Here is a 675-nt window from a genome sequence, read left to right as displayed (position 1 = left end):
CGTCGGACCCGGAGCGGTCCGGGAGGGGGAGGTGGACCGGGATGTTCCTCGGCACCCACAACCCCAAGCTCGACGACAAAGGGCGTTTGACGCTGCCGGCGAAGTACCGGGACGCACTGGCAGGGGGGCTGATGGTCACCAAAGGACAGGACCACTGCCTGTACGTCTTCCCGCGCGCCGAGTTCGAGCAGATGGCCCGCAAGGTCGCCGAGGCCCCGCTGACCAACGAGTCCGTCCGCGCCTACCAGCGGTACCTGTTCGCGGGCACCGACGAGCAGCGCCCGGACGGGCAGGGGCGGATCCCGATCGCGGCAGAGCTGCGCCGGTACGCGGGCCTGGAGAAGGAATGCGTGGTCATCGGCGCGATCAACCGGCTGGAGATCTGGAACTCCGAGAGCTGGCAGAGCTACCTCGACGCGCACGAGGAGAGCTACGCGCAAGCCCGGGAGGAGGTCCTGCCCGGGATCTTCTGACCGTCCCGGTGGCGTGAGGCCTCGGTCCGCTCACGTGTCCTGGTGCACCTTCCCCGGCGCCAGAACACCCGGAGCGGACTGGGACCTGGGGCCACCGGTCGCGGTGGATCTCGACGGACGGACGTCGTCCACAACGGACAGCAGTGGCCGCCGCGCTCCGGGAGCGCGGCGGTGGTGATCGGGCCGGTGCGCGCACCGGCCC

Annotated in this window: 1 protein-coding gene; it reads left to right on the top strand. The window is 70.7% G+C overall.

Going from position 1 to position 675, the window contains the following annotated elements; genetic code table 11:
* The first annotated feature begins 41 nt into the window (after window positions 1–41).
* Complete coding sequence (gene mraZ, locus LCD33_RS28620) at window positions 42–473, top strand: division/cell wall cluster transcriptional repressor MraZ (protein WP_224963322.1); 432 nt, start codon at window positions 42–44, stop codon at window positions 471–473.
* The last annotated feature ends 202 nt before the right edge of the window (window positions 474–675 follow it).

Origin of the sequence: Saccharopolyspora sp. 7B, assembly GCF_020177435.1 — a bacterium.
Classification (GTDB): domain Bacteria; phylum Actinomycetota; class Actinomycetes; order Mycobacteriales; family Pseudonocardiaceae; genus Saccharopolyspora_C; species Saccharopolyspora_C gregorii.
Note: the sequence above shows the minus strand (reverse complement) of the source record. Positions and strands in the feature narration are given on the sequence as shown.